Below are 20,492 nucleotides of genomic sequence, written 5' to 3'. Positions count from 1 at the left end.
TCAGAATTTGAAATTGACCATCCGGAACAGGATAAGTGTCTGCAGGACGATCAGGGTCAGGGCGGCGCCGGCGAAATACTTGAACAGCGGCTCGTGCCAGACATCGCCGTAAAAGGACGGCGAGGTGAAGTTGACGATGCCGAAGATCAGGAAAGGCAGCACCGACAGGATCAGCGCGGAAAGACGCCCCTCGGCCGAGATCGCGTGGATCTTTTTGCGCATGGTGGCGCGGTCGCGGATCACCTTGGACAGGATGCGCAGCACATGCGACAGGTTGCCCCCGGTCGAGTGCTGGATGCCCACGCTGACCGAGGCATAGCGGGCGTCCTCGGTGCCGACACGTTCGGCAAAGGCGGCAAAGGCATCTGCGATGTCGTCGCCATAGTTCACCTGGTCCTCGATCAGGCCGAATTCGCTGCCGATCGGGTCGGGCATGTCGGTGGCGACGTTGCCGACGGTCACGCTCAGCGGGTGGCCGACGGCCAGGCCGCGCGCCATCAGGTCCAGCGCGTCGGGCAGCTGCGCGGTCATCTTTTGCATGCGCTGTTCGCGCACCATCACGACGATCAGCAGCGGCACCGCCGAGGCCAGGATTCCCAGCGCTAGCGCCGTGGTCAGCGGCAGGATGCTGGCCACCACGATCAGAACGATGAACCCGACCGCGGCCTGCACGGTGACGAACCGCACCGGCTTGATATCCAGCCCCGACTGGCGCAGCAGGCGGTTGAACCGGGCCATGATGCTGGTGTCGTCCAGCGACGCGTTCATTTCCAGCAGCTTCTCGTGCAGGTCCTGGGTGGTCGCGCCCTTCTGGCGGAACCGCATCCGGCGGTTCAGCGCGCGTTTCTCGTCCTCGTCACGCGACAGCATCTGCCGCAGGCCTTCAAAGATCAGAAGGATACCGAGGAAAATGGCGACATAGATGACATAGTCGCCGCTGATGGCGAGGAATTCTGTCATGCTTTCACCCGATCGATATGGAAGGTTTCGGGATCAAGGTGGATGCCGGCGGCCTGCAGCAGATCGGTGCAGCGCGGGCGGATGCCAGTGGCCACGAATTCGCCCAGCACGTCGCCCTGCTCGTTGACACCATCGCGGCGGAACTTGAACAGATCCTGCATGGTGATCACGTCCTGCTCCATCCCGGTGATTTCCGAGATCGAGATCAGGCGGCGGCGGCCGTCGCTCATGCGCGACAGCTGAACGACAACGTGGAAACCGGCGGCGATCTGCGAGCGGATCGTGCGCAGCGGCAGGTCGGCGCCCAGCATGGTGACCATCTGTTCCACGCGGCTCAGCGCGTCACGGGCCGAGTTGGCGTGCACCGTGGTCATCGAGCCGTCATGGCCGGTGTTCATGGCCTGCAGCATGTCGAAACATTCCGAGCCACGAACCTCGCCCACGATGATGCGGTCGGGGCGCATCCGCAGCGCGTTGCGCACCAGGTCGCGCTGCGACACGGCAGCCTTGCCCTCGACGTTGGCGGGGCGGGTTTCCAGGCGCACGACGTGATCCTGCTGCATTTGCAGTTCGGCGGCGTCCTCGATGGTGACGATCCGGTGATCGGGGCTGATATAGGACGACATCGCGTTCAGCATGGTCGTCTTGCCCGAACCCGTGCCGCCCGAGATCAGTACGTTCAACCGTGCCTCGACCAGCGCCCGCAGGAAGGCGGCGGCGCTGTCGGTCAGGCTGCCATGGGCGACCAGGCGCTCCATCGTCAGCGGGTTGCGCGAGAATTTGCGGATCGACAGCGACGGTCCGTCAACCGCGCAGGGGCGGATGATGGCGTTGACGCGGCTGCCATCGGCCAGACGGGCGTCAACCCAGGGCTGGCTCTCGTCGATGCGGCGGCCGATGCTGGACACGATCTTGTCGATGATCCGCAGCAGGTGGCGTTCGTCATGGAACCGGACGTTGGATTTCTCCAGCTTGCCGTTGCGCTCGACATAGACCTGCTCGTGGGTGTTCACGAGGATGTCGTTGATCGTGGGGTCGGCCAGCAGCGGCTCGAGCGGGCCCAGACCCATCACCTCGAAGATCAGCTCGTCGATCAGGGTCGACTGGGCATCGGCGCGCAGCGGCGTGGCCTGCTGGGCCAGGTATTGCGACACGAAGGCGGCGATCTGGCGGCGCAGCTCGGCTTTCTCGACCTTGTCGATCATCGACAGGTTCAGGCGGTCCAGCAGCTCGCGGTGCAGGCGGCTCTTCAGCTCCAGATGCGCCATCAGTGCGGCGTCGGGCTCGTGCAGGGCCGAGACCGGCTCGGGCTTGAGCGGCACCACGTTGGTCGACACGGATTCCTTGGCGGGAGTGCGTTTGCGGAAATCATTGAACATTGGTTAAGCTCCCTTGTGAATTTTTTCTTCCGCAGCCAGATCGGTGCGGGTGGCCTCGGCCAGTTTCATGAATGCTTTGCCCAGCGGCGACCCGGCGAATTCGGCCACGACCGGGCGGCCCAGATCGACGGCTTTGCGGGCGTGTTTCGGGGCGTCAGGCAGCCAGTGCTCGAAGGTCTGGTCCAGCAGGTCTTCGGCATCGCGGCAGGGCCCCGATTTGACCATCGGCTTGGCTTCGTGGTTCAGCACCACCCGCACGGGCAGGGCGGTTTTCACCTCTTGGAAAAAGTCGATCAGCCGCTTGGCATGACGCAGCGAGGGCACCGACAGATCGGTCACAACCTGCACGGCGTCGGCGCGGCGGATTACCGGTTCGATCCAGTCAACCAACGCGCGGGGCAGATCGACCACAACGTAATCATACTGCGATTGCAACGCGGTCAGCAGCGCGCGGATCGCGTCAGTTTCAACCGCGTTCAGCGGCAGAACCGAGACCGGGGCCGAGATCACCTCGACGCCGCTTTCATGGCGCTGAACCATGCCCAGCGCATACTCGGCATCGGGACGCTCGCCATCCTCGATCATCCGGCGAAAGGCGCCGTTATCCTCAAGATCCATCAGCACGTTCGCATTGCCGAACTGCAGATCCAGATCCAGCAGCGCGACGCGGCTGGTGTCACCCTTGCGGAACCAATGCGGGCGGCCGGCCAGTGCGCAGGCCAGGTTGACCGCCACGGTGGTGGCGCCGATACCGCCACGGGCCTGGGCCACGGCGATGATGCGGCCGCCGCCGGGGGCGCCGCCGGGGCGCTTGGCCACCGGCGCGGCAGAGCGAGGCAGGGCCTTGTCAATCGCGGCATGCAGGTCGGCGCCCGAAATCGACACCGGCAGCACGTCATCAACGCCCAGGGCCCGCAGCTCGTGCACCTTGCTCATGGGCATGTTGTCGTCGCTGAGGCCGATGAACACGGTGCCGTCCTTGCGCTGGGTCAGCAGGGCGCGCAGGGCCTCGGTCTCTGACGGGTTGTCGGCCAGCGCCTCGAACAGGACCACGTCATTGGCAAAGGCCATGCTGGGCACCTGATCCTTGAGCCCGACAAAGCCGTTGCCCACGGTGCCAAAGGCGCTGGGGTCGCCGTCGAAGAACCGATCCTGAAGGGACCCGGTGAAATCGGGGTTGCTGGACACGACGAGCACCGAATACGGGCTCGAGGCCGTTTTCTTGATAGCTGCTAGGCTCATCCGTCCTCTCCTTGTGCTAGGTCTTCCGCCGGAAGCGAGACGGAAAAATCGGCCCATGTCTTGCTGGTGCCGACCGGAGCGACGGATGCTCCGGCAGCCAGCGCCAGCGCGCCAATGGGTGATATGAACTGAAAATCGGGCAGGTCGAAATCAACCGTGACCATCGGCGTGTAGGGTCCGCCCAGAAAGCCCAGGTTCTGGTCGAAGGCATAGGTAAAATTGATGTCGGAAATCTGGGTGCCGGGCGGCAGCCAGGGCTGGACGGCGGTCCAGATCTCGCTGGCGGTGGCATTGCCCGCGCTGCCTGCGCAGGAGATGGTGCCGACATTGGCACAGGTGCCGGCGGCCGCGCTGCACGCGGTGCCGAACCGCGGCGCGGGCGAGATGCCGCCACGCGCGTGGAATTCGGGCACGCCGGCACAGGCGGCGGGGCGCACCACGGCGGTGCGTGCTGCCAGATGCGCGGCCTGCTCGGCCATGACCTGCGAATAGGCCATGCGGCCAAAATCGAGCAGCACGAAGAACAGGAACAGCATCAGCGAGGCGACGATGGCGAACTCGAACGCGGCGGCGCCGGTTTCATCGCGCCAGGCCCGGCGCAGGCGATATGCAATGGCGCGGGTCATTGGCCAAAGATCCTTGCATCATCGGCCACCACGGTGGTGGCCTGGCCGACCGCATCGCCGAACCAGTCGAAGATGAACCCCATCGGGTACTGAATGGTGATGTTTGCCGACACGGTCGCCACGCCGACCGGGCCTTTGCGATAGGTGCCGGCCACGCAGGTCAGGCTGGGGGTGACGCTGTTGACCACCACCGTGGTGGGCATCACGCCCAGCCCGGCACGGTTTTGGGTCACGATGTTGCTGACCTGGGTGGTGTAACCGGCCAGGCTGCCACCGGTGGAACAGATGTCGCTGGGCGCCACGCGTGCCAAATAGCGCGAGGCGTCGCGCACCCCCGAGTTCACCATCTGATAGGCCCAGGCGGTGCGGGCGCTTTCCATCATGATGGCAAAGAACAGGATCATCAGCGGCATGGTCAGCGCGAACTCGACGATCACGGCGCCTTTCTGGCAGCGGGCGAAACGGGCAAGGGGGATATGCAGACGAATGGCCATGGGATCACCGATACAGCTGCACAATGTCACGGAACAAACCTGCGGTGCCCGCACCAGCGCCCGTCTTGTCCGGGAAGCCGACGACCTCGCCATGGATGTCAAAGCTGGGCGGCGAAGCGCCGTCATCGCCGACCGGCTCGGTCAGGAAGATCTCGACATACTGGCGCACGGGCACGTTGGGGGTATTGCCGGATACCGGGTTCGAGGTGCAATCGACACCAGCGGCCACGATCACCCGGCGCCACGGGTCGGTCGACATGTTGGCCGAACATTGCGGGCGACCGGTTTCCGACAGAATGGGGTTGAGGATGGCGTTTTTGTTCGGGGCGGCAAAGGGCTCGGTGTCGCCATAGGCGATCTCGCGCAGATACATACCGAACCGTGTATTGGCATAGGCGGCCTGAATTGCAGGCAAGCCGGGCAGGTGGAGATCGCTGCCGCCATGGTTCACGTTGAGATAGGTCTGACGATCCCACACCCCGTCACCAAAGCGGTTGTTGCCGCCACAGGTGCCAGCCCCCATGCAGGTGTCGCGGGGCAGGGCCATGGTGTCAGAGGTCGGCTGTTCGTTGCCCTGGATGCAGCCGCCGCCGCCGCCGTTCTTTTCAATGCCCTTGATGACATTGGGCGCGGGGGCGAAATCGGGGTCGTTCTTTGCGTTGTTCAGGGTCGAACGGTAGATATCAAAGCGCACGTTGAAGGCCGCGTTGGTGATGCCGTTTTTCTGCCCGGGCTCGGTGTTGATGCCGCGGGTGGTGACACAGCGCGAGATCGATTTTTGCGCGGCGATCAGACAGGCCAGCGTGTTGCCGCCCTTAGACGCACAGGGCCCGCTGGCATCCTGGAAATTGGCCAGGTCGATGAACCCAAAGTTGCCCGGGCCCCAGGCAGTGCCATTGCCGCCCGAGCGCAGCAGGATCATGTCGCCAATGTCCAGCGTGGTTTCCCAGTTGGCGGGCAGGCAGAACATCAGCGGGGTGATGTCACAGGCGCCCTGGGTAAAGCCGGCGGTCGCGGTGGCGCTGATCTGCGGGTCGGTGGTAGCCACGCCGCGCATGGTGTTCAGCGCGCGCATGACGGTCAGCGAAACGGTTTGCGGCGTGGCATCGACCTTCACAAAGGCGGCCAGACGCGGGTTGGTCGTGACGGCGGTGGGGGCGGTGCTGTCGCTGGCGGGCAGGGCCGACAGGAAGGTCAGCGTATAGTCGCCAGCGCCGCTGAGAACGTTGTTGGAATTTGCAAAGGTGTGGTTGTCGGAAATCATCGCCGCTGCGGCGGCGGTGGCGCGGGTGATGGCGGTGGATTCACCATCCAGCTCGCCCGCTGCCGCCAGGGCCACGCTGTCGACAAAGCTTTGCAGCTCGCTATGCGTGGTGCCCATCCGGCCGATTTCGTAGGTGGCTGCGATCAGGCCCAGGAAGGCCACCAGAGAGATCGCCCACAGGATGGCGATGGTGCCTTCTTCCCGCTCGGCAAATCTGGAAATCTGGGCCTTGATACGCATTGGATTTCACCATTTCACAACTGTGGCCAAAGGCCGGGTTACTTGACGTAGACGGTTTCTTCGGTCACGCCGCGACGCACGGTGACAGAGCGGCGCACCGGTGCAGGCGCAGGAGCAGGCTCGGCGTTTCCGTTGACCTCCACCACTTCTTTGGGCCCCGAGTTGTGGAACAGGTCGTCCAACTGGATCAGCTCCAGCTCTTCATTTTCGACCGAGTTCAGCGTGCGCAGCGTCAGGCTAAGAGTGCCGGCGCGCTGGGCCAGGGCCAGACGCTGACCCTGATCGGCAGTGACCTCGACGGTCACGGTGCGGGCCACGACGGGCTGGTCGGAATTCTCTTCGGACTGCTGGTCAACACCGATGACGCGGATGTTTTGCAGGATCGTGCCGGCGCGCAGCTGGCTGCTGCCGCCTTCGGTCAGAACGATATCAACGAAATCACCCGGGGTGACAAAGCCACCGACGGCCGTGGTCGCATCAACCTTGATGGCCATGGCGCGGGTGTTTTCGCCCAGCTTCTGCACGATGGTCACGCGCTCGCCGGGACGCGACAGTTTCGACGACAGCACGACCTCGCCCTGATACAGGCGGGTCAGCGCGCGGCGCGACTGATCGGGATCGGTCGAAACCAGGGCGTTGACCGAGGTATAGGCGCCGTTCGGCACGGCGTTGGCGGGCCAGGCCTGGGTGGTCAGCGAATGCAGACCGATGGGCTGGCCGAAATCAATGTCTTCACGGGCGACGACAATGTCGACCATTTCCTGAGAGGCCGAGGCCACGGCGGCCCCTTCCTGTTTGCCGATATAGTCCTTGGCAAGAAAGACGGACCCGGCCGCCATCCCGACCCCGACGAGTGTAATGATGAACGATTTGATCCGCATAATATCTCTCCAGAATAGAAAGGGTGCGGGGGCGCCTGGTCGTGCCGGGCGCCCCGGCATTGCTTGCCGCCCGCGCCGAGGGAATGAGCCACTCGGCGCGGGGGCGATGAATCAGCAGGTGCCAGCGCCGGCGCTTGCTGCGGTTTCCAGGCCGGTGCAGGCCGTGCCAACCAGACCGCCGGCGTTTTCGCCGATGGTTGCCATGGCGCCGATGCCGATGCCGGTCACAACCAGCAGAGCAACAGCGTATTCCACCATGGCGGCGCCGGATTCGTCTTTGATGAAGGTTTTAATTTTATTGAAGGTCATAGGATCCCCCTCACGATAACTAGAGTAAATGCCACTTGGCGTGACATCAGGCCGACTGCCCGAAGTCCCCTTCATCGTAAGGCCGCGAAATGCGCGGAGTCTTTGCCAAGATGGAAGAAAATACCACCTTTGGTTGAATCTTTGGGGTTCAACTTTTGATTGAGGCGAGAAACACCCCGATTCCCGCAAGGGAGGGGTGTCAGAGGCGAATCGAGCAATAAATCAACAATGCGGATTCGCACACTACGTTGTTTCCAAACCGCTAACAGTTGTGGTCCGTTTCAAGCTTGGTAGCAACATATAGGCAATCAGAAGATGGTTAAATTGTGGTGAAAGTTTGGTAGTGCAAAGACACCATACAGAACATTGATTTTATTAAGTAATCCTGTAGACTTTTTAGGTGTAGAGGGTTTGTCGAGGCAAGGTTTGCCCAGAAATACCTGTTCGTTTCGCGTCGGACGGCCCTTGTGACAAAGGCCGTTCAGCCCGATCCTGAATACGTGGTGGGGGAATGATTGGATCAGCGATGATCCTTTGTTCTTCTTGGAGGGTAACATGGTTGGTAGTCACGCACATACGACTGCGACAGGTGCAGTGGTAAACATGACTTGCGTGGATGTAGTCGCTGACTGGGTGTCGGTTTTGCGCGGCAAGGGTTCGCTCTGCAAAGGGCTGTCGGGCTTTATGCGCCTGTTCGATGCCGATGGGGCATTGCTGCTGCGCAAGAGCTCTGATCGCGTGTCCCTGCGGCAGATCGCCGTCTGCGATGTCCATGACCACAAATTCCCGGCGGTCCCGCGACGCTCGTATGCCCAGCAGATGCTGAACGATCACCTGTCTGATCTCAGCAACGGTGCCCTCGTCACCCTGTCTGAATGCGAACGCGAGGGACTGCTGAGCCGCGACGCCATGATCACCCTGCGCACACAGCTCTCGGCCAATGGCATCCGCGAGGTCTGCGTGATCCGCCTGTGCAACAGCAAACACCAGGCCGACCTGCTGGAGCTGCATCTCGCACATTCCCCGTCATCGCGGGCGCTAGAGATGATTGCGGCCCTGGCGCCGACCATCGCCAAGACCTGGAGCGACCGCCTGCCCGGCACGGCCGAGCGCGCGGCGGGGCAGGTTCGGGTGCACCGGATGCAAGAGATGGCCGATCCGGCCAGCCTGCCGATTCTGGATGCCGCGAACCCGCTGGGGCTGACCCGATCGGAGTTCCGGGTCTGCACGCTGGTGCGCGAGGGCATTACGGTGCGCGAGATTGCCCGCAAGCTGGCCGTGCAAGAGGCCACGGTGCGGTCGCATCTGCGCTCTGTCTTCATGAAAACCGGCACCAGCTGCCATGTCGAGCTGCTGCACCGTCTGGCGCTCGAGGCCACCCGCAGCATCGAGCAGGTGGAAGTTGCACGCAAGCTGGCCTGAAATGCGGGCGGCGCCTTAGGCCGCCGCCTGCCACATCGTCGAAATCTGTGAAAGATTGTCGGCAGGTGCCATCAACAGCACCGTTTCGGCCCCGCAACCGGCCACGGCCATCATCTGCCCGCCATCGTCCATGTCGCGCAACAGGCTGAAATAGGGGGCATCTGCCCCGGTATCCACCAACCCGCTGACCAGCGCCAGGGGCGCCTTGCGCCGGGCCGAGGCCTCTGCCAGCGCGACAAGCGCATTCTCGTCACCGATCTGCGAAAGCGGCTGGTCGCCCTCTAGCACCAGTGCCGCAGAGTAAAGCCCGTCACAGCGCCGCAGAAAGCCTGCAAGGCCGGGTTCGTCCTCTTCTTCGGCGGGGGCGGGCTGTGCAGTGGCGTCGACGGCTTGCGGATAAAGCGTCAGCATCCAGCCCTCGGCCAGTCGGGCCGCCGAGATGCCGATATCGCCCGCCCAGCCGTCCGAACTGCGGCGTTCGGTCAGGATGGTCAGATCGCGCGCGCGCTCGACGAACATCTCGAGCAACTCGAACAGGTCCATCAACTCGTCGATGCTGTCTTCGCTCAGGGGTTTGTCGCACAGGCGGTGATAGGCGCGGCGGACAAGAGGAAAGTTGATGCTACGCAGGCAGAGCAAGCGCCGCCCGGCGACATCCAGCGCGATCTCGCCGCCTTCGCCGTTGCCGATGAACAGCGTGCGTTTCAGAACCGTCTGGTCAATCTCGCGCACGATGGCGCTTACCCCGTCCCGGCCGTCGATGATGCGGCCGGCCGTGCCGATCGGGTCAGACTTGCCGGCCAGCAGCGACAGGCTGGCCTCGATATGGATCTGGGGGGTCATGCCGGGCCTCCGGTTTCGGCCAGTCGGATCAGCGTGTCACGCATCCGCGCGGTCAGAGCCTCGATATCGGTGTCCGGCGTGCAGGTGCAACACAGCGCCTCGATCGGGTCAGCGGGCGAGCGCACAAAGACGAACCGCACGCCGCCGGTTTCGATCATCGCTTCGTCGGAATGCCCGCCGGCCGTGCCGAAAGACTGCGCCAGCTCGCCATTCAGCATTTCCGCGGCGGCCACCCCCAGCCGGTCCAGCCATTCCTGTGGGCGGGCGTTTTCACTGTTGACGCGCAGCACTAGCCGAGAGCCGAGATCGACATAGGCCACAACTTCGCACGAAGCGAAATCGGTCTTTATCTCGTCAAGATAGGCCGTCAAAGCCATGGCTGAACTGCCGGGTACCATGTCAACATCAGCCTTCAAGATATGCCTTGAAAGCGGCAATTTAAAGGATGTCGCAGCGGTAATACCCATGGCCTAGTTCCGTCCGTTGCGCGCGCGATCAGAAGTTGAACGTGCGAGAAGGTTTGTCGTCTTGCGCGCCACGGGCGCGGCGCATGCGTACCGGCGCGTTGAGTTCAACCCGGCGGGGTAGAACCCGTTCGCTGGACGCAGCGGCGAGGCGTTCGGGCGCGGCGGCAACCGGGGCCGGCCGGCCAGGGCGTTCGCGCGGGGCAGGGGCGGCCTCTCCGCCGCCGTCAATGTCGTGCAGCAGCTCGACCAGGCGTTCCATAAAGGCCTCGGCACCGCTGGCTTCCCACATCTCGCGGTCCTCGCCCGCGGCAATCGCCTGGGTCAGCGAAATCGGATAGACCCCGGCGAACATGCCCTGGGTTTCGTGTTCGACCCGGCGCAGAACGCGGCGGCGGTCATTGTCGTTGAGGATCTTGTCGAACCGCGTGACCAGCAGCAGGCTGCGCTGCTGGATCTCGGGCGGCATCTCGCCCCACATCGCGGCCTCGCTTTGGCGCCAGGCCTGGGTGGCGTGGGTGCACCAGACCACGAGATCGGCCTCTTCGGCTACCGGCAGCCACAGATCGGGCGACATGTTCGGGTCGGAAATGCCCGGCATGTCGATCAGGTCGCACATCTCCAGGATGTCGGACTGCTGAAAGATACGGATGACGCGGGTGCTGTCGGGGCGGATGCTGTCGAGATCGTTCAGATCAAGCGCGTGGGCCTCGCCGTCGAGATCCTCGCGAAAAGCCTGCTGATCGCCATAAGACACCCAAACGGGCGGCAGCTGCGTCGCGGTCACCTTGACCGGCAGCGGCGCGGCGCCGATCAGCATGTTGGTCAGCGTGCTTTTGCCGGCGCTGAATTCACCCATGAAGGCGATGCGCGGCTTGCGACCGGTTTCGGGGGCGCGGTCACTGTAATCGGTATCGAAATCGTCCATCTCTGCTCTCCTGTGTCCGCTCTCAGGCGGCTTGATCCATCATTGTGCCGATGGTGGCTTGAATGGCGGCAAAGCGTTCGGCCGAGACACCGGTGCCAAAGCTGGCATCCGTGTCCCCGTCGGGATCGGCCAGGCCTTGCAGCAGCAGGCGCTGCTCGGCCAGAAACTCGCGCATCACCGAGAAGACCTGTTCGCGAACAGTGCCGGTCTGGGTGTCCTTCATGTCCTTCACGATCGGGTCGGTTTCGGCGACGATCATGTCAAAGAAATCGGACTTGAAGGCCTGATAGCCGCGGCGGCGGCGCCACCAGCTGCTCCACCAGTTGCCCTTGATATCCAATGCGATGGTCTGCCCGATGATCACCGGGGGCGGCATATGCGGCGGAATGGGCGGATCGACGCGAAACTCTTCGGACAGGCCGAAGGCGTTCATGTAGAGCACCGACAGCTGCGCGGCGGTTTCCTGGTAAACCTGGTTCAGGCTGCGGTTCAGGCGCGTGCCGAACACCTGATGGGCCGAGCGCAGCAGCAGCCGCAGCCCGGTGGGGTCATAGGTCCAGACCTGCTTGTCCCCGTATTTTTCAAGATGCGCGACCAGCGAGGTGGTCGCACGCTCGACAAAGCTTTGATGCGCGCGGTCAAGGCGGCCATGGTAAAAGCCCAGCATGTCGTCAAAGGCCTTGCCCAGCAGGGCGGTGCAGTCGGTCTCGATCCGGTCGAAACGCGCCATCAGGTCGTCGCGGTCGATCGCCAGCTTGCCCTGGCCCAGGGCGTCGTCGGCGACGTGCCCGGCGGCCTTGAGGCCCTTGGTCAGGTTGTTAGTGCTGCGCGCGATACGTTCCAGAGACTCGCGCCCGACGCCGTTCACGATGCGCTCGGACAGGGTGTCGTAAAGCGCGGGCACGCCCGACAGTTCCCAGATCATTTCCAGCGGCGCGGCGCCCTTGCAATTGGCCGACAGGCCGGACTCGGCCCAGTTCAGCAGGGCCTCGCGGTTTTCGGCGCTCAGCGCGCGCATGTCGCCGGTCAGCGCATGGGTCGCCCAGAAGGCGCTGCCGAACAGGATCTCGGCATCCTTGGGGCCGTCATGCGCGGCCAGGGTCTCGCGGATGCTGGCGTTGATTTCCTCGACCTGGCGGGCCGGATCGGACAGCTCGTCGATGCGGTTGACGAAAATCACCACCTCACGCGACTTGATGTTCGCGATCAGGCGGATCAGCGCCATGTCGATCGAGGTCAGCGCCTGATGGGCCGACAGGACGACCACGCACAGGCGGCTGTCGCGGATCGAGCGGATGGTGATCTGCTCACGCATCAGGAAGGTATCGTTCACGCCCGGCGTGTCGCGGATGCACAGCGGCATCGGGAATTCGGGGCGGCGGAAATACAGGTCTGCCGATTTGGTGACATCGGCAAAGCGGCCCTGGGTCGATGCCGCCTCGCCCTCGTCGGCGAAATCGTCGCCCAGGCAGACATAGCGTTCGACCACGTCCTCATCAAAGCTGTTGTACTCGTGCTGGGTGCCCATCAGCAGCTCGAACCGGCGGCCCAGACGGGCGCGGGATTTCTCGCGCATGGCTTCGACCTGGGCGCGGATCTTTTCGATCTCGCTGTCGGCGCCGGCGCGCGCGGCCAACTCGCCGATGCGGCCGCCCTTGTCCAGCAGGCGGGCCCACTCGTTGCTGTCAAAGAACCGGAACCGAGCACGCACATCGCCGGCGGGCTCCCACGGGGTGGCGTGCAGCGAGGTCACGACCGAGGTCCACGGGTTGACGTCGGCGGGCAGCAGGCCCGGCCAGCCAACCATGGCGTTGATCAGCGAGGTCTTGCCCGCCTTGACCTGGCCGATCATGGTGATGCTCGGCTCGATCGCGGCCAGCTGTTCCTGAAGGCGCTGCACGGTCTTGCGCACGGAATCGTCGCGGATCTCGGCCAGCTCGTTCAGAGCTTCGCGCAGCTTGTCCTGCTGCTCGGCGAAATCGCGCAATTTCCGGGTTCCGCGTTTCAGCAGCCGGGTATTTGGCGCGGCCTTTTGATTGGCCGTCTTTTTCAAAAAGCTGCTTTCGTCATTCATGTGGCACCCGTTACTTCTTTTGCGGCCGGGGCTGATCCTGCCCCTCACCCCCGTGCGGAAAACAGAATCGTGACAATGCGCCCGTACCGGTGGCATTGTCCCATTACCTTCTGGTTTTATGGCAATATTGAGGCCAATATCAGGTGGTTACGCGTAACTTGCGTGCAAGCTTAGGCAGCGCGGAGAATCTGGCTGTCGCGGCGCAACTGGAGCAAGAGTGCCACCGCATCGGCCAGCGCGTTCTCGTCGCCTTCCTGCTGGAAAAGCACCATCATATCAGCGGCATCCGCCAGGTCATCCACCAGCGCATCCAGATCGGCCGAGGCCGGCGCGCCTTCGCTGACGCGCATCAACAGGTTCTCTGTCACCTCGCAGCAACTGGCCAGTGCCGAGCGCACCGAGGCGTCGCCGCCCTGGTCCAGTTCGGCCTCGATCTGCATCGCGTGAACGCGCAGTTCCTCGGAAATCTCTTCGAGGATCTCGATCCGAGCCGGGTCGGGCGGGGGCAGGGGCCGGCTGCGCGGGCGCGCGGCGATGATCTCTGTCACCGGTTTGGAGCGGGGCGCCGGGTCGGGCCGGTGCTGCACGGGCTCTGGTTCGGGTTCTGCAACCGGTTCGGGCTGTTCTTGCACCGGCGCAGGCGCGGGTTCCGGCTCGGGCTCGGGCTCGGGCTGGTACTGCACGGGTTCTGGTGCCGGTTGGGATGCGGGCTCTGGCGCGGCTGCTGCCGCCTCTCGGGCCTCCTGCACCTCATGGGCAAAGCGTTGCAGGAACACCCAGGCGTTATCCAGATCGGCCTGCCGCCCCTGTTCCGCCATCTTGAGAACCGTATCGGCAAGCGCCTTGCCACCGCTGGCAAAGAGCGCATCCTCGGAGTCGGGGTCGGTCTTGCCGATTGCCGCGCTGGCCTGCTTGCCGGCCAAGGGCAACAGGCTGTGAAACTCTTCGGCCACGATCAGTTCCAGCGCGGCCATCAGGTCGCCCAGGATGCCGTCGCGATACAGGATATCGGCCTTGCCCAGGGCCAGGCAGCCATGATCCTTGAGATGATCGGGCATCAGGCGCCACATCGCCTGTTCGTCGCGCCCGAACCGGGTGCTGCACCAGATTGCGATATCGGCGCGCTTGGCGGCCCAGGCCATGTTGCGGGTCTGCACCGTTCGCGGGCCCTCTATCCGCATCTCGGTCAGACGCACCTTTTCCAGCACCGCGATGGGCGCCTCGATCCGCAGGCTTTGCGCCCCGGCCAGGCGCGGATCATCCAGCGCCAGCCCCTCGATCTCGATCGGATCGGGCTTGTCGGGATCGACCAGAATGCGCGCGCGCGGCCCGTAGGCCACATCGACCAGGGTCGGATGGGGCATCTCGTCAAACAGGCTTTGTCCCGCCAGAATATTCATGACCTGCGATTTGCCACTGCCGGGCAACCCCATCACCATGATGCGCACCGGCGTGTTCAGCCGGTCAAGCAAGGCGCGGGCCTTGTCGCGCTGGGCCGGCCGCGACGCCAGGGCGGTCACGGCAAGCTTCAGCCCTTCACGAACGGCATCCGGTGTGGGGGCGGCAATCATTGGGTTTTCCAGCGTCGAAAGAGCCAGGGCAGGGACGAGCGCGGGCGTTGCCGCGGCGTCGGCTCGGGTTCGGCCATGGCCAACTCGGGTTCAGGCGTGAACTCGGCCTCGCGTGATTTTTGATGCAGAAACGGAATGCTGCTCGCGCTGGCCTGACGCCTGGCTTCTTTGACGGGCAAGACCTTGATCACGGTCAGGGTGATGTTGTCCTGGTCGGGGTCGCCTAGCGCGTCGAGCGCCGCCATCAGGGCCGCGGCGATCTCGGCCGCGCTTTTGCGATGGTTGCGGCGAAGGATGCCGGCGATTTCCTCGTCATCCAGGAATTGCAGCCCGTCGCTGGCGGCGATCAGAACCTCGCCCGGAACCAGGATCATCGGCGCATTGGGGCAATCCATGCGGGCGACCTGCGCGCCGCACAGAACCGACGTCAGGCAATTGCGTTCCGGGTGCTCTCGGGCCTCCTCCTCGGTCATCTGGCCCAACGAGACCATCAGGTCGATCTGCGGCGCCATCGAATGATCGGCGTTCAGGCGCGCCAATTGCCCCTCGCTATAGCAATAGAGCGGCGAATCCCCGACCGAGGCCCAGAACATCCGGTCCTGCACGAAGGCCAGCGCCAGCAGGGTGCTGCCCATGCCACGGGTTTCGGCATTCACCGCGCTGTGGCCGCCAATGCATTCATTCGCGGCCAGAACCGCATCGCGCAAGATATCGGGGGCCTCGATCTCGAACTGATCAAGGTCGCCCGATTGCAGCTTGAGCTCGCTAAACACCTCGGTCACGGCGATCTTGCTGGCGATGTCACCGGCGGCATGGCCGCCCATCCCGTCGGCCAGCACCGCGATACCCAGATCCGAACCCTGCGTGAAATCGGTGATCAGCGCGTCTTCTTGATATTCGCGCTGGCCCATGCTGATGGCGGACGCGGCGTCGAGTTTGATCTTACTGCGCTCCATCGTCTTTGCCCTTGTCCTGAGGATCGGTGGCCCAGGCGAAGTCGCTGCCGCACAGCGCCACGAATTTCAGCGTGGTCTCGCCCAGCCGCACCTGGTCGCCATGGCTCAGCTCTTCGGTGCTGAGCACGGGCTTGTTGTTCAGGCGAACGATATTGGTCTTGCCGCCATGGCCGATGAAAAACTGTTTGAGTTCAGGGTCATAGGCCACCATCGCGTGGCCGCTGCGCGAGATCGAGGTATCGCCGAAATCAAGCGATACGGTCTGGTCGTCGCCGCGCCCGATCTGCGATACGCCCGAAAACAGCGTGAACGATGCACCGCGACCCGGGCCGTCGGTGACGATCAGCCAGCCGACCGGGAACATGGCCGGTTTGGCGCCGGTTTCGGCGGCATTGTTGTCAAACGGGTTCGGCGCGGTTTCGCCGCCCGGCTCAAAGCCCAGCAGGCGGGTTTTAACGCGGCCCGCGCGGGCCCCCGACCGCCCGGCCGAAGGCGTGGGCACCTTGAACATCTCGGCGGCCGGCTCGGGCTGGGGCGGGGCCATCTCGGCCACGGGCTCGGCTATGGGAACCACCGGGGCTGCGGGCTGCGGGGCCGCGGGCCGGGTTGCACGGTCACGCTGCTGCTGCACCGAGGCGACAAAGGCATCGGCCTGGTCCACGGGGCGCACGCGCTGTTCCTCGCGCAGCGGAAACGGGCTGTTGTCGGGCGCGTCTTCGGCGCGGTCATCCTCTTCGATGAACTGCTGACGCAGCTTGGCGATGCGGGCATCGGCCTCTTCGTCGCGGGCCGGGCGGCGCAACGGGCCGGATTCGCCCTGCACCCCGCGCTGCGGCCGGGCGCGAACCCGCGTCGCGGTCGGGCGGATCGTCGCGATCTTGGCCTGCGTTCCAGCCGGCATGCGGTCCTCGGGGCCGCTGTCGGTGGCATCGTCCAGGTCGAATTCGTCAAGACCCATGAAACGTTTCACGGTGATGCCGTCTTCATCTTCGCCACGGGCACGGCGGGCGGCTTTCTCGGCGATCAGGCGATCGGCCTCGCGCTCGGCATCCTGCCAGTCGACCGACGCTTGCGCTGCTGCGGTGGGTTCGGCCGATTTGGGGGCCGGTTCCTGCTCGATCGGAGTGCGTTTTCGGAAGATATTCATTCGATAGTCCTTTCGTAGGAATTCGCAGGCTGTGCCCTGAATTGAATCTTGAATGCCCTGTTCAGCTTGGTCAGCAGGCCGCGCTCTTTCGGCGCGGCGCTGCTGGTCACTGCCTCGTTTTCGTTGTTTTCGTTCTCGTCGATGCTTTCGACCTCGTCGTGATCGACCATCCGGCCGACACGCTGCGCCAGTTCCAGGTCGTCCTGCATGGCTTGCGACGCTTCGGGCGCGGGTGCCTCGTGCCGCGCCAGTCTGGTCTTGGGTTCGGGTTCGCTCCGGTTCACCCAGTCTTCGTCAAGCTGCCACTTGAAGAAGGGTTTGCGCTCTTTCTTCTCGGCGCGCTTGGGTTTGGTCCTGCTCGCGGTTTCCTGCTTTTGGGCCTCTTGCACGGCCTTGTTGGTTTCGACCACCAGCTGCGAAATCGCCTTTTCAACCTTGGCGTCGACCTGCGGCGGCGCCATCGAGCCGGTAGCGGCGCGCTTGCCCTCGATCACTTGCAGCCAGTCACGGGCCGATTTGAACCGCGCACCCGGAAACACGTTCAGCGCGGTGTCGATGGCGGTCAGAAAGGCGCGGTCAAAGCCGTCGATATTGCCGGTCAGCGGCTGGTAGGGGTCGGGGTCCTTGGCGGCGATGGCGGCCAGGCGGATCTGGCTGTTGGGCGGCGCGGCGCCGGTGACCAGATGATAGAACGTGGCCCCCAGCGCATACAGATCGCCCTCGGGGCCTTGCTTGGCGCCGGCGACATAGAATTCCTGGGGCGAATAGCCGTCCTTGACGATCTGCAGCGCCGACAGCACCCGGCTGGCCCGCGTCGCCTGTTCGCGCGCGGCGCCAAAGTCGATGATGACCGGCGTGCCATCCCGATGCAGCAGGATGTTGTCGGGCGAAATGTCGCGATGCAGGATATTTTCGTCATGCACATAGGCGATGGCCTGCAACAGCTTGGTCAGCATGTCGCGAATCTGGTCGGGATCGGGGTTGTGCCCGTCCTCGATCATGTCGAGCAGGTCGGGCCCCTCGATGTAATCCAGCGCCATATAGGCGGTGCCATTGTCCTGGAACACCTGGTGCACGCCGACAATGTTGGGATGGCGCAGATTGGCCAGGCGCTGGGCCTCGCGAAAGAACAGCCGCACGATCTTGTTCAGCTCGTCGATCCGCGCCTGCGAGCGCGCGCGCACCGTCAGGTTGCTGCGGATACACAGCGACGAGGGAAAGCATTCCTTGATCACGACCGGGCGCGACAGGCTGTCATAGGCCAGATAGGTCAGCGCAAAGCCGCCCGCGCCCAGGAACCGCTCAATCGTATACTGGCCCTGCAACAGGGTGGTGCCCGGTTGCAGTTCCTCGCTGAACTCGTCGTTGCGAGGTGTGGATACTGGATGCGCTGCCGAATTCATCTCCTGCGTCCGCGTATTGGTTGGCGTTATCGAAGCTTCGAGTCCCCCTTGCGGGATCGTCTCCAACCTTGCGGATCAGTTTGGCGAAATGATGGTTTCCGGCTTGGGCAATATGGCATCAATGTGACCGTTTGGCTGGGAATAACCGGTATTCTCAGCAACAGAGCCGTGCCAGCCCTTCGAATTTTCGGAGAATCGAAACAAAAACCGCCCCCAAGGGCCGATTTCCGTGCTCAGATCGGTGCTTGACCGCGTCGGGGCCATGTCCTAATTCTGCGCCACCATCGCGGGTATAGCTTAATGGTAAAGCCCCTGCCTTCCAAGCAGGCTATGTCGGTTCGATTCCGTCTACCCGCTCCATCCTTCCCGACGCATCACCGGCTTGTTGATCCCGCCCCCATCTCTTATGAGGGGCGCAAGTAGGAAAGGCATGCGCATGGCACGACGGGGTGGCGAGATCCTGGAAGAGCGGGAAAAATCGAAACGCATCGGCGCGTTGCGCGGGCTGGCGCCGTTTATCGCGCCCTATCGCCTGCTGGTGCTGCTGGCCGGGCTGGCGCTGGTTCTGACGGCGACGGTGTCGCTGATCCTGCCGCTGGCGGTGCGCCGGGTGATCGACGGGTTCGAGAACGGCGATGTCGAGCTGCTGAACAGCTATTTCGTGGCCGCCCTTATGATTGCCGGGCTGTTGGCCGTGGGCACGGGCGCGCGCTATTACTTTGTCACCCGTTTGGGTGAACGGGTGGTGGCCGATATCCGCAAGGCGGTGTTCGACCGCATGATCGGCATGAGCCCCGCCTTTTACGAACGCGTCATGACCGGTGAGGTTCTCAGCCGCATCACCACCGACACCACGCTGATCCTGTCGGTGATCGGCAGCTCTGTCTCGGTGGCGCTGCGCAACGTGCTGATTTTCCTGGGCGGGCTGGTGCTGATGCTGCTGACCTCGGCCAAGCTGACCGGGCTGGTGCTGCTGATCGTGCCCGCCGTGGTGGTGCCGATCATCGTTCTGGGCCGCCGCCTGCGCCAGCTCAGCCGCGAAAACCAGGACTGGATCGCGGCCTCGTCGGGCTCGGCCTCCGAGGCGCTGTTGTCGGTGCAGACCGTGCAGGCCTTTACCCACGAGGCCATCAGCCGCAGCCGTTTTGCCAAGGTGACCGAACAATCCTTCGACGCCGCCCGCCGCCGCGTGACCACCCGCGCGGTGATGACCGTGATCGTGATCTTTCTGGTCTTTGCCGGCGTTGTCGGCGTGCTGTGGATGGGCATGCGCGATGTCTATGCCGGGGGTATGACCCGCGGCGAGCTGGTGCAGTTCGTGATCTATTCGGTGATGGTCGCGGGCGCCGTGGGCGCCTTGTCGGAGATCTGGGGCGAGTTGCAGCGCGCCGCCGGCGCGACCGAGCGCCTGGTCGAACTGCTGAACGCCCAGGACAGTGTCGCCGACCCGGCACAGCCTGCCGCCCTGCCGCGCCCGGTGCGGGGCGAGATCGTCTTTGACAACGTGACCTTCCACTATCCCACGCGGCCCGATCAATCGGCGCTGGAAGGCATCAACCTGCATGTGCGCGCGGGTGAAACCGTGGCGCTGGTCGGCCCGTCGGGCGCGGGCAAGTCGACCATCATCCAGCTGGTGCAGCGGTTCTATGACCCGCAAGAGGGCCGGGTGCTGCTGGATGGCCAGCCGCTGACCGACCTGTCGCGCGGCGATTTCCGCAAGGCCGTGGCGCTGGTGCCGCAAGACCCGGTGATCTTTGCCGACACCGCCCGCGAAAACATCCGTTTCGGCCGCCCTGATGCCTCGGATGCCGAGGTCGAGGCCGCCGCCCGCACCGCCGCCGCGCACGAGTTCCTGTCGCGTCTGCCCGATGGCTATGACAGCTATGTCGGTGAGCGTGGCGTGATGCTGTCGGGCGGCCAGAAACAGCGCATCGCCATCGCCCGCGCCATCCTGCGCGACGCGCCGGTTCTGTTGTTGGACGAGGCCACCTCGGCGCTGGACGCCGAAAGCGAACGCCTGGTGCAGCACGCCGTCGACGAGATGTCGCAAGACCGCACCACGCTGATCGTGGCGCACCGTCTGGCGACCGTGAAAAAGGCCGACCGGATCGTGGTATTCGACGAAGGCCGGATCGTGGCCGAGGGCACCCATGACGCCCTGGTGGCCGAGGATGGGCTCTACGCCCGCCTGGCCCGTCTGCAATTCACCGACGGGGTGGGCGAAACCGCCTGAAATTCCCCCTAACATGTGACCCGCTCTTGCATAGCTCTTCCCTGAACCTCAGGCAA

At 64.1% G+C, this 20,492-nt stretch carries 18 protein-coding genes and 1 tRNA gene; 3 read left to right on the top strand and 16 right to left on the bottom strand.

Annotation, left to right across the window (positions count from 1 at the left end; translation table 11 throughout):
- From OE856_RS13160 to OE856_RS13125, 8 genes are all read right to left on the bottom strand, one after another.
- Window positions 1-960, bottom strand: coding sequence for a type II secretion system F family protein (locus OE856_RS13160; RefSeq protein WP_263716613.1), 960 nt, complete (start codon window positions 958-960; stop codon window positions 1-3).
- On the bottom strand, window positions 957-2,339 hold the full coding sequence (locus tag OE856_RS13155) for a CpaF family protein (RefSeq protein WP_263716612.1): 1,383 nt from the start codon (window positions 2,337-2,339) through the stop codon (window positions 957-959). Before OE856_RS13155 ends, OE856_RS13160 begins: the two co-directional genes overlap by 4 nt.
- Before the next feature lie 3 nt (window positions 2,340-2,342).
- The gene (locus OE856_RS13150; protein WP_263716611.1) at window positions 2,343-3,581 is read right to left on the bottom strand and encodes an AAA family ATPase; all 1,239 of its coding nucleotides are present in this window, start codon (window positions 3,579-3,581) and stop codon (window positions 2,343-2,345) included.
- Window positions 3,578-4,207: a TadE/TadG family type IV pilus assembly protein gene (locus OE856_RS13145; RefSeq protein WP_263716609.1), complete on the bottom strand. Its 630-nt coding sequence runs from the start codon at window positions 4,205-4,207 to the stop codon at window positions 3,578-3,580. The genes OE856_RS13150 and OE856_RS13145 overlap by 4 nt, the downstream gene beginning before the upstream one ends.
- Window positions 4,204-4,701 carry a TadE/TadG family type IV pilus assembly protein gene (locus OE856_RS13140; RefSeq protein ID WP_263716608.1) on the bottom strand — a complete coding sequence of 166 codons (498 nt, stop codon included), beginning with the start codon at window positions 4,699-4,701 and terminating at the stop codon, window positions 4,204-4,206. Before OE856_RS13140 ends, OE856_RS13145 begins: the two co-directional genes overlap by 4 nt.
- A gap of 4 nt (window positions 4,702-4,705) precedes the next feature.
- Window positions 4,706-6,205 (bottom strand): TadE/TadG family type IV pilus assembly protein, encoded by a 1,500-nt coding sequence (locus OE856_RS13135; RefSeq protein ID WP_263716607.1) that lies wholly within the window; start codon window positions 6,203-6,205, stop codon window positions 4,706-4,708.
- Between the two features lie 38 nt (window positions 6,206-6,243).
- Window positions 6,244-7,086, bottom strand: coding sequence for a Flp pilus assembly protein CpaB (cpaB, locus tag OE856_RS13130; protein WP_263716605.1), 843 nt, complete (start codon window positions 7,084-7,086; stop codon window positions 6,244-6,246).
- 111 nt (window positions 7,087-7,197) lie between these two features.
- Window positions 7,198-7,395 (bottom strand): Flp family type IVb pilin, encoded by a 198-nt coding sequence (locus OE856_RS13125; protein WP_263716604.1) that lies wholly within the window; start codon window positions 7,393-7,395, stop codon window positions 7,198-7,200.
- 612 nt (window positions 7,396-8,007) lie between these two features.
- Between OE856_RS13125 and OE856_RS13120 the strand changes: the two genes are divergently transcribed.
- Entirely contained in the window at window positions 8,008-8,817 is an 810-nt protein-coding gene (locus OE856_RS13120; protein ID WP_263716603.1) for a helix-turn-helix transcriptional regulator, read from the top strand.
- A 15-nt stretch (window positions 8,818-8,832) separates the two neighbouring features.
- Here OE856_RS13120 and OE856_RS13115 read toward each other — a convergent pair whose 3' ends face one another.
- The 8 genes from OE856_RS13115 to OE856_RS13080 form a co-directional block, all read right to left on the bottom strand.
- The gene (locus OE856_RS13115; RefSeq protein WP_263716602.1) at window positions 8,833-9,660 is read right to left on the bottom strand and encodes a hypothetical protein; all 828 of its coding nucleotides are present in this window, start codon (window positions 9,658-9,660) and stop codon (window positions 8,833-8,835) included.
- Window positions 9,657-10,037, bottom strand: coding sequence for a hypothetical protein (locus OE856_RS13110; protein ID WP_263716601.1), 381 nt, complete (start codon window positions 10,035-10,037; stop codon window positions 9,657-9,659). The genes OE856_RS13115 and OE856_RS13110 overlap by 4 nt, the downstream gene beginning before the upstream one ends.
- A gap of 118 nt (window positions 10,038-10,155) precedes the next feature.
- Window positions 10,156-11,052, bottom strand: coding sequence for a dynamin family protein (locus tag OE856_RS13105; RefSeq protein WP_263716600.1), 897 nt, complete (start codon window positions 11,050-11,052; stop codon window positions 10,156-10,158).
- Window positions 11,053-11,074: 22 nt separating this feature from the next.
- Window positions 11,075-13,126 (bottom strand): dynamin family protein, encoded by a 2,052-nt coding sequence (locus OE856_RS13100; protein WP_263716599.1) that lies wholly within the window; start codon window positions 13,124-13,126, stop codon window positions 11,075-11,077.
- Window positions 13,127-13,296: 170 nt separating this feature from the next.
- On the bottom strand, window positions 13,297-14,697 hold the full coding sequence (locus OE856_RS13095; RefSeq protein ID WP_263716598.1) for a hypothetical protein: 1,401 nt from the start codon (window positions 14,695-14,697) through the stop codon (window positions 13,297-13,299).
- Entirely contained in the window at window positions 14,694-15,653 is a 960-nt protein-coding gene (locus tag OE856_RS13090; RefSeq protein ID WP_263716597.1) for a PP2C family protein-serine/threonine phosphatase, read from the bottom strand. The genes OE856_RS13095 and OE856_RS13090 overlap by 4 nt, the downstream gene beginning before the upstream one ends.
- Window positions 15,640-16,800, bottom strand: coding sequence for an FHA domain-containing protein (locus tag OE856_RS13085; RefSeq protein ID WP_263716596.1), 1,161 nt, complete (start codon window positions 16,798-16,800; stop codon window positions 15,640-15,642). The genes OE856_RS13090 and OE856_RS13085 overlap by 14 nt, the downstream gene beginning before the upstream one ends.
- The gene (locus tag OE856_RS13080) at window positions 16,797-18,203 is read right to left on the bottom strand and encodes a serine/threonine-protein kinase (RefSeq protein ID WP_263716594.1); all 1,407 of its coding nucleotides are present in this window, start codon (window positions 18,201-18,203) and stop codon (window positions 16,797-16,799) included. The genes OE856_RS13085 and OE856_RS13080 overlap by 4 nt, the downstream gene beginning before the upstream one ends.
- Before the next feature lie 286 nt (window positions 18,204-18,489).
- Here OE856_RS13080 and OE856_RS13075 point away from each other — a divergent pair.
- Both OE856_RS13075 and OE856_RS13070 read left to right on the top strand, forming a co-directional pair.
- Window positions 18,490-18,563 (top strand) — tRNA-Gly (locus OE856_RS13075).
- 76 nt (window positions 18,564-18,639) lie between these two features.
- Window positions 18,640-20,436: an ABC transporter transmembrane domain-containing protein gene (locus tag OE856_RS13070; RefSeq protein ID WP_263716593.1), complete on the top strand. Its 1,797-nt coding sequence runs from the start codon at window positions 18,640-18,642 to the stop codon at window positions 20,434-20,436.
- The last annotated feature ends 56 nt before the right edge of the window (window positions 20,437-20,492 follow it).

The sequence above is a fragment of the Actibacterium sp. XHP0104 genome (genome assembly GCF_025751515.1).
Taxonomy (GTDB): Bacteria; Pseudomonadota; Alphaproteobacteria; order Rhodobacterales; family Rhodobacteraceae; genus Actibacterium_D.
The sequence above is the reverse complement of the archived record's forward strand: the minus strand, read 5'-3'. Positions and strand labels throughout refer to the sequence as shown.